The sequence below is a fragment of the Roseicyclus sp. genome (assembly GCF_052168335.1).
GTDB lineage: Bacteria > Pseudomonadota > Alphaproteobacteria > Rhodobacterales > Rhodobacteraceae > Roseibacterium.
Genome location: NZ_JBQLZP010000242.1, coordinates 1 through 8096, shown reverse-complemented (window position 1 = coordinate 8096; position 8096 = coordinate 1). Strand labels below are relative to the sequence as shown.

At 71.9% G+C, this 8096-nt stretch carries 6 protein-coding genes; all 6 read right to left on the bottom strand.

Annotated features, from left to right (window positions below; genetic code table 11):
• Positions 1-36 precede the first annotated feature (36 nt).
• Positions 37-780, bottom strand: coding sequence for a 4Fe-4S dicluster domain-containing protein (locus ACTS11_RS07555; protein ID WP_442639716.1), 744 nt, complete (start codon positions 778-780; stop codon positions 37-39).
• Positions 777-3644, bottom strand: a complete 2868-nt coding sequence (locus tag ACTS11_RS07550; RefSeq protein ID WP_442639715.1) for a molybdopterin oxidoreductase family protein — start codon at positions 3642-3644, stop codon at positions 777-779. Before ACTS11_RS07550 ends, ACTS11_RS07555 begins: the two co-directional genes overlap by 4 nt.
• An 82-nt stretch (positions 3645-3726) precedes the next feature.
• On the bottom strand, positions 3727-4761 hold the full coding sequence (locus ACTS11_RS07545; RefSeq protein WP_442639714.1) for an AbrB family transcriptional regulator: 1035 nt from the start codon (positions 4759-4761) through the stop codon (positions 3727-3729).
• Positions 4748-5476, bottom strand: coding sequence for a citryl-CoA lyase (locus ACTS11_RS07540; protein WP_442639717.1), 729 nt, complete (start codon positions 5474-5476; stop codon positions 4748-4750). Before ACTS11_RS07540 ends, ACTS11_RS07545 begins: the two co-directional genes overlap by 14 nt.
• A 47-nt stretch (positions 5477-5523) precedes the next feature.
• Complete coding sequence (locus tag ACTS11_RS07535) at positions 5524-6735, bottom strand: CaiB/BaiF CoA transferase family protein (RefSeq protein WP_442639713.1); 1212 nt, start codon at positions 6733-6735, stop codon at positions 5524-5526.
• A 131-nt stretch (positions 6736-6866) separates the two neighbouring features.
• Positions 6867-7862: a 4-hydroxythreonine-4-phosphate dehydrogenase PdxA gene (gene pdxA / locus ACTS11_RS07530; protein ID WP_442639712.1), complete on the bottom strand. Its 996-nt coding sequence runs from the start codon at positions 7860-7862 to the stop codon at positions 6867-6869.
• Positions 7863-8096: the final 234 nt, after the last annotated feature.

Genomic DNA, 8096 nt, shown 5'->3' with positions numbered 1-8096 from the left:
TGAAGAAGATGACGGAATAGGCCGGATGCATCGCGCTCAGCCGCCCATCCGCCGGTCGACCCAGGCGAAGAGGCGCTCCAGCCGGTCGCGGGGCGCGGCAACGATCTCCTCCGCCGCTGCGGGCGCGACGGCCGCCTCGGCGGGCGCGCGGGGCGGAAGATACTTGTTCACCGGCTTGTAGCCGAATTCCTGCAGGAGATCGAAACCGCCGCGCTCGGCCACCGTCCGCGACACCTCGCTCTCCGGGTCGCCCAGATCGCCGAAGGCGCGGGCCCCCGTCGGGCAGGCGCGGACGCAGGCGGGCACGCGGTCCTCCTCGGGCAGGGTGTCGTTGTAGATCCGGTCGACGCAGAGCGTGCATTTCTTCATCACGCCGTCGTCGTGGTCGTATTCCCGCGCGCCGTAGGGACAGGCCCAGGAGCAGAGCTTGCAGCCGATGCAGGTGTCGGGGTTCACCAGCACGATCCCGTCCTCGGCGCGCTTGTAGCTCGCCCCGGTGGGGCAGACGGTGACGCAGGCCGGCTCCTCGCAATGCAGGCACGAGCGCGGGAAATGCACGGTCCGGTCGCGCCCCTCGATCTTCATCTCGTAGGAATGCACCCGGTTCAGCCACGCGCCGTTCGGATCGCCGCCATAGGGGTCGTGGTCGCCGAGCGGCGCGGAATAGCCGCCGGTGTTCCATTCCTTGCAGCTCGTCACGCAGGCGTGGCAGCCGACGCAGGTGTCCAGATCGATGACGAGGCCGAGCTTCTTGCCGGTCGATACGGGCAGGTCCGTCATTCCGCCGCCTCCCGGAAGGCCTTGCCGTAGGCGAGCTTCGCGGGTGCGGCCGGCAGACCGCCGCGCCCGAGGGGCTCGAAGCTCGGGCCGCTCCGTCCGCGCACGTCAGCCTTCTCGATCGAGACGCGCAGGTCGAACCACGCCGCCTGCCCGGTGATGGGGTCCGAGTTCGAGAAGCGATGGTCGCCCCTGTCCGGCAGAAGCTCGGAGATCAGGTGGTTCAACAGGAACCCCCGCTCCGCTTCCGGGGCGTCCTCGTCGAGGTTCCACGCCCCCTTGCGCTTGCCGATGGCGTTCCAGGTCCAGACGGTGTGCGGGTTCACCCCGTCCATCAGCCGCACCTGGCAGGTGACGCGCCCGATATGGGAGGTGACGTGGACCCAGTCGTCGTCCGCCACGCCGATCCGCCCGGCCGTCTCGCGGTGGAGATAGAGCCGGTTCTCCGCCGTGATCTGGCGCAGCCACGCGTTCTGCGAGCCCCAGGAATGGTACATGTGCATGGGCCGCTGGGTGATCGCGTGGAGGGGGAAGGCGGCGGCGTCCGTCATCTCCCCCTCGAAGGGCGGATACCAGAAGGGCAGCGGGTCGAAATGCGCCTCGATCCGCGCGCGCATGTGCTCGGGCGGCTGCCGCTCGCCATGCCCCCGCGCGGCCAGGCGGAAGCGTTGCAGCGGCTCGGACCAGAGCTGGAAGATGGTGGGCTCGGGAGACAGGCGGATGCCCACCTCGATCCCCCAGTCGAGATAGCCGCGATTGGCGTGCTTGAAGTAGGCGTGTTCGGGCGCGACGTGGTGGGCGTGGAAGGCGCCGTTCTCGACGTAGCGGTCGAGCTGTCCCGGATTGGTCGCGCCCTTGCCGAAGGCCTCGCCGTCCTCCCCCCTCCACCCGGCGAGCGGCCCCTGCCCCGGCTTCCGCTCGTGGTTGACGATGTAGTCGGGATAGCCGCCGGGATACTTCGGGCTGCCGACATCCCCCACGAAGCCCGGCAGCTTCAGCCGCGCGCCGAGGTCGATCAGCACGTCCTGGAAGGGCCGCACGTCGCGGTCGGGCGGAACCACGGGCACGCGGATCGCATCCGCGACCATGTCGGGCTCCGAGATCGGCCGGTCGAGAAGCGAGATGCAGTCCCAGCGCTCGAGATAGGTCGTGTCGGGCAGGATGAGGTCGGCGAACGGCACCGTCTCGGAATAGAAGGCGTCGGAGTAGATGATCTTCGGGATCACGTAGTCGCCGTTCCCGTCCGTTGCCGTCAGCGCGTCGAGCGTGTCCGGCACGTTCATCGACGAGTTCCACGCCATGTTCGCCATGTAGAGGAAGAGGACGTCGATGCCGTAGGGCTCGCGCCGCGCGGCGTTGCCGATGACCATGTGCATGAGGCCGTGGGCGGACAGCGGCGCCTCCCAGGAGAAGCCCTTGTCGAGGCGGCTGGGGTTCCCCTCCCCGTCGATCAGGAGGTGCTGCGGCCCGTGCGGGAAACCAAGGTGCGGCCCGCCAAGCGGCAGTTCCGGCAGGATGTCCTGCGGCGCGCCGTGGGGCAGCAGGTTCGGCGGCGTCTGCTTGGGGTAGGGCGGCTTGTAGCGGAAGCCGCCGGGGCAGTCGATCGAGCCCAGCAGGATCTGCAGGACGTGGATCATCCGGCAGGTCTGGAACCCGTTCGAATGGGCCGAGATGCCGCGCATCGCGTGCATCGAGACGGGCCGCCCGATCATCTTGTCATGCTTGCGGCCCCAGGCGTCGGTCCACGGTCGGTCGAGGACGATCTCCTCCTCGAAGGCGACATGCGCCATCTCGGCGGCGATGCGCCGGATCTGTTCCGCCGGGATACCGGTATGCGCGGCGACCGTGTCGGGCGCGTAGTCCTCGCCGAGGAACCGCTCGGCGAGGTGCTCGAAGACCGGCCGCGCGCGGCGTCCGTCCGGCAGGGTCCGCGCGCCCGTAAGCGAGACGGAGAGGTCACCCGCCTTGCCGCTGACAAGGCCGCCCGCGTCGCGCGACCACGCCAGCGGATTGCCCTCGCCGTCGCGGGCGAAGAGGCCGTCCTCCGCCGTGCCCGGCGCGTCGAGCACCAGCCAGGGGGCGTTGGTGTAGCGCACGAGGTAGTCGAGGTCGATCTGCCGCGTCCGGAAGAGCTCGTGGATCAGCGCGCCGACGAAGAGGCCGTCGGTCCCCGGCCGGATGCCGACCCACTCGTCCGCGACCGCGTTGTAGCCGGTGCGCACGGGGTTGATCGAGACGACCTTCGCCCCCCGTCCCTTCAGCTTGCCCATGCCGATCTTGATCGGGTTCGAGGCGTGATCCTCGGCCACGCCGAAGAGCAGGAAGTATTTCGTCCGCTCCCAGTCGGGATCGCCGAATTCCCAGAACGAGCCGCCGAAGGTATAGAGCCCGCCCGCCGCCATGTTGACCGAGCAGAAACCGCCATGCGCGGCGAAGTTGGGCGTGCCGTACTTCATCGCCCAGAACCCCGTCAGGCTCTGGCTCTGGTCGCGGCCGGTGAAGAAGGCGAGCCGCTTGGGATCGGTCCGCCGCACGCTCCCGAGCCAGTCGGTCGCGAGCGACAGCGCCTCGTCCCAGGTGATCTCCTCGAACTCGCCCGAACCCCTCGGCCCCACGCGCTTCATCGGCGCGCGGAGGCGCGCGGGGGAATTGTGCTGCATGATGCCCGCGGCCCCCTTGCCGCAGATCACGCCCCGGTTCACCGGGTGGTCGCGGTTGCCCTCGATGTAGCGCACCTCGGCCCGCGCGCCCGGCACGTCGCGCAGGTGCACGTCGATCCCGCAGCGGCAGGCGCACATGTAGCAGGTGGTCTTCGCCACGCGGTCGCCCACGCGGGCGTTGAGCTCGATCTTCGGCTGGCTCGCCATGCCCGGATGCGTCCTCCCGATCCTCCGCAGGCCACGTTATCGGCTGAATTCCCCCGGCGCGAGAGGCGATTGCACGGCGACGTCAGGGAACACGCGCGCGGGCCAGGAAGACCGGGACGATCACCGTGAGGATCACGAGGCGGAAGACATGGTGCGCCGCGACGAAGGCGGGTTCGAGCCCGGTCTCGACGGCAAGCGCGGCCATGACCTCGACGCCCCCCGGCGCGAAGGCGAGGAGGAGGGCGGCGGGCGGCAGCCCGATGAGTTCGGCCGTCAGGATCGCGCCCACCGCCGCGACCGCGCAGGCGATGAGCGTCGCGGCCGTCCCCGCGACGAAGGCGCCGAGGAGCCCCGCGCGCCCGAGCCCGCGGAACCGCGTGCCGATGAGGCAGCCCATCGCGACGAAGGCCGCCGCCGTCAGCCAGGGCGGCAGCGCCCCCGGAGTCAGGCCCGAGCCATGGCCGACGCCCGAGACCGCCATCGCCCCGAGGAGGAGCGGCGCGGGGAAGCGCAGGCGCTTGAAGACGAGGCCGAGCGCCAGGGCGAGGGCGAAGACGATGGCAGCCGCGGGGGCCGAGATCAGCCCGTAGTCGGGCAGGTAGGCCGTGCCGACCGCGCCCCAGGCCGAGATCAGGACCGGCACGAGCAGCGTCAGCAGGAGCACCCGCACCGTTTGCACCAGCGCGACCCGCGCCACGTCGGCGTTGAGGTCCGCCGAGATGCCGAGGACGAAGCTCAGGTGCCCCGGCGTCGCCGCCAGCATCGCCGTCAGCCGGTCGTAGCCGAAGCCGCGCATCAGCGCCGCCTTCACCGTCACGAGGACAAGCACCAGCGTCACGCTCAGCACGGCGAGCGAGGCGGGCCAGGCGAGGGCGGTCGCCACGACCTCGGGCGTCACCGTGCTGCCGATGGAGACGCCGATGACGATGAAGACCGTGTCGCGCAGGCGGTCGGGGAGGGAGCTTCGGAACCCGAGCAGCGTCGCGACCGAGACGATTGCCGCCGGCCCCGTCAGCACCGCCGCCGGAAAGCCGATCAGCCAGAAGAGGAACGCGCCTGCGGCCCCCAGCGCGAGGGTCGGCAGAACATCCGTCAGCAGCCGCTCACTCCCCGTCATAGGTCCATCGGTAGGCGGGCGGCGTCGGCCCCTTGTTGCGCCCGCCCTGCTCGGTCTGCTCCCAGGCATGGGCGAGGAGGCCGACGGAGCGGGATAGGCCGAAGAAGCCGCGGGCGAGCGGCGGGGGGCAGCCGAGCTCGGCGTAGATCACCGCCGTCGCGCCGTCGATGTTCATCGGCACGGGCTTGCCGCGCTCGGCCGCGAGGTGGCGCTCGATGGCGCGGCCGATCTCGGCATAGGCGCCGGGAACCGCGCCCGCCTCGGCCGCCTCGTCCACCAGAGCGAGGAGGCGCGGCGCACGCGGGTCCACCGGCTTGTGGAAGCGGTGGCCGAAGCCCGGCAGGAAGCGCCCGCGCTCCGCCCGCCAGGCGTCGAGGGCGGCAGGCAGGCCCTCGGGCCCCTGCATCTCGAGGGAACGGTAGAGCTCGACCGCCTGCTCGCCCGCGCCGCCATGGACGTCGCCCAGCATGTTGAGCCCTGTCGCCATCGCCGACTGGAGACCGACGCCGCAGGTCGCGGCCATGCGCGCCGCGGCGATGGAGGGCGCCTGCGGCCCGTGATCGACGGCGGCGACGAGCGCGGCCTCGAAGAGGCGCGCACGGTGGCCGGTGATCTCCTGCCCCATGACCATGAGCCAGATCATCTCGGCGAACCCGAGATTGCCGATCAGCGCCTCGACCGGATGCCCGCGCAGGTGGATGCGCCCCGGCTCCATGTCGATGATCCGGGTGCGCCACCAGTCGGCGACATCGTCCGCCCCGCTCACGCCACGTCCTCCGCGCGCATCGCCTCGATCTCCTCCGGGCTGTAGCCGAGCCAGCCGAGGATGTCCCCCGTATCCGCGCCGAGCGGGGGCGGCGGCGTCGCGACCGAGGGGCGCGCCCCGTCGATCATCGCGCCGATCCGCAGGAGGTCGATCGGACGCCCGACGCCCGGCGCATCCTCAAACCGCGCGAGGAAGTCGCGGCCCGCGATCTGCGGATGGGCGAGGATTTCGGGCACGGTCATCACGGCGCCCGCCGGCACGCCGAGGCCGCTCAGTTCGCGCGCCCAGACCTCGGCGGGCCGCGTCGTCAGCACGGTCTCGAGCTCGGCCTTGAGGCGGAGGCGGTTGCGCTTGCGGTCCTCGCGGGTGGCGTAGTCGGGCGCGGACAGCAGGTCCGCGCGCCCGAGGTGGCGGGCCAGCGCCTCCCACTGCTCGTCCTTGTTGGCGGCGATGTTCACGAGGCCATCGGCGCACTGGAACGTCCCCGAGGGTGCGGAGGTCGGGTTCTCGTTGCCATGCGGCGCGGGGGCGACGCCGCCGATCAGGTGGTTCGACACGACCCAGCCCATCGTGGCGAGCACGGCCTCGAGCATCGAGATGTCGATGAAGGCGCCCCGCTCGGGCGCGTTCAGCGCCGCGCAGATCGCCATCGCCGCCGTCAGCCCGCCCACCGTGTCGGCGAGCGGATAGCCCACGCGCATCGGCGCGCTCAACGCGTCCCCGGTGATCGACATGACGCCCGCGGCGCCTTGCACGATCTGGTCGTAGGCCGGCCGATCCGCCCAGGGGCCGTCCTGCCCGAAGCCCGAGATCGCGCAGTAGACGAGGCGCGGGTTGACCGCGCGGAGCGCCGCGTGCCCGAGGCCGAGGCGCTCCATCACACCGGGCCTGAAGTTCTCCACCAGCACGTCCGCCCGGGCGACGAGGCGGCGCAGCGCGTCCGCCCCGCGCGGGTCCTTGAGGTTCAGCGTGAGCGAGCGCTTGCCCGCGTTCTGCGCGAGGAAACTGATGCCCATGCCCCTGGCCGAGAGCTCCGGGTCCGCCCCGAGGTTCCGCGCCAGATCGCCCCGCCCCACGGCCTCGACCTTGATGACCTCGGCGCCCAGATGCGCGAGCTGATGACAGGCGAAGGGTCCGGCCAGCACGTTCGTGAGGTCGAGCACCCGCACGCCCCGGAGCGGCGCCGCCGCGCTGTCGTCAGCCGCCATGCGCCGCCCCGGGGATGCGGGTGGCCTGGCCGCCGGTGGGGGCAGCGCAAGGTCCTGAGGCGGGCGCGAAATCGTCGGTCATGGCGGCGACGATGGACCCGATCGGCGGCAGTGCCAAGGGGGGAGCCCCCTCATCCCGCCGAGAGGTCCAGCGCCATGTCGATGGCCTCGAGCATCGAGCCCTCCTCGGCGATGCCCTGCCCCGCGATGTCGAAGGCCGTACCGTGGTCGACCGAGGTGCGCACGATCGGCAGCCCGAGCGTGACGTTGACCCCCGAGAGCGCCGACCACAGCCCCGTCGCGGGATCGACCGAGAAGCCGAGGAGCTTCACCGGGATATGCCCCTGGTCGTGGTACATCGCGACCACGGCGTCGAAGGCGCCGCCGCGCAATTTCACGAAGACCGTGTCGCCGGGAACGGGGCCGGTCACCTCCCAGCCCCGCGCGCGCAACTCCGCGACCAGCGGCGCGGTCACGTCGATGTCGTGGCGCCCGAAGATGCCGCCCTCGCCCGCGTGCGGGTTGAGCGCCGCGACGGCGATCCGCGGCGCGGCGATGCCGAGGCGGATCAGCGCCTCGCGCGTCAGTTCGACGACGCGTCCGATCCGCTCGCGCGTGAGGCGGCGGGGCACGTCCTCGAGCGCGACGTGGGTGGTGGCGTGGCTGACCCGGAAGGCGCCATGCGCCAGCATCATCGCGCTGTCCCGCGCCCCGGTCAGCGCGGCGAGAAGCTCGGTGTGACCGGCATGGGCATGACCCGCGAGGTGCAGCGCCTCCTTGCTGAGCGGCGCGGTCACGATGGCGCGGACCTGCCCCTCCATGGCGAGAGCGGTCGCCCGCACCACGGCGTCGTGGGCCTGCCGCCCGCCCTCGGCCGTCACCTCGCCCACGCGGATCGGCCCCTCGGGCGCGACTGTGGGCAGGATTGTCACCGCGGCGTCGCCAGGACCGGGCGGCGAAAGCCCGACCTGCCGCGCGGCCGCCCCGAGGATGCCGGGATGGCCGACCAGCACGAGCCGCAGCTCCCGCCCGAGGCGCGGCCCGAGGCGGCGGACGGCCTTCATGGTGATTTCCGGACCGATCCCGGCCGGATCGCCGGTCGAGATCGCGAGGGCGGGAATGGTCAAGGCGGCATCCCGGATGCAAGGGGGGACGGATCGGCGCAGAACAGCACGGCGCGGACGGCCGGGCAATGCCCCGAACGTCCGGCGTCGCGGCAGGGCCCATGCCCGGAGCGCCCGGCGTCGCGGCAGGGCCGATGCCCGGAGCGCCCGGCGTTGTGCCCGCCCGAGGGGCGCACTAGGCTCCGTTCCCGACGGGGTGGCAAGGGGATATCGGAACATGCGGGCGGCGGACGTAGG

What these genes read in the sequence shown, in the direction of transcription:
- ACTS11_RS07545 (WP_442639714.1), bottom strand. Translation starts at nt 4,761, where the DNA reads ATGACGGGGAGTGAGCGGCTGCTGACGGATGTTCTGCCGACCCTCGCG.
- ACTS11_RS07555 (WP_442639716.1), bottom strand. Translation starts at nt 780, where the DNA reads ATGACGGACCTGCCCGTATCGACCGGCAAGAAGCTCGGCCTCGTCATC.
- ACTS11_RS07550 (WP_442639715.1), bottom strand. Translation starts at nt 3,644, where the DNA reads ATGGCGAGCCAGCCGAAGATCGAGCTCAACGCCCGCGTGGGCGACCGC.
- ACTS11_RS07535 (WP_442639713.1), bottom strand. Translation starts at nt 6,735, where the DNA reads ATGGCGGCTGACGACAGCGCGGCGGCGCCGCTCCGGGGCGTGCGGGTG.
- ACTS11_RS07540 (WP_442639717.1), bottom strand. Translation starts at nt 5,476, where the DNA reads ATGGAGCCGGGGCGCATCCACCTGCGCGGGCATCCGGTCGAGGCGCTG.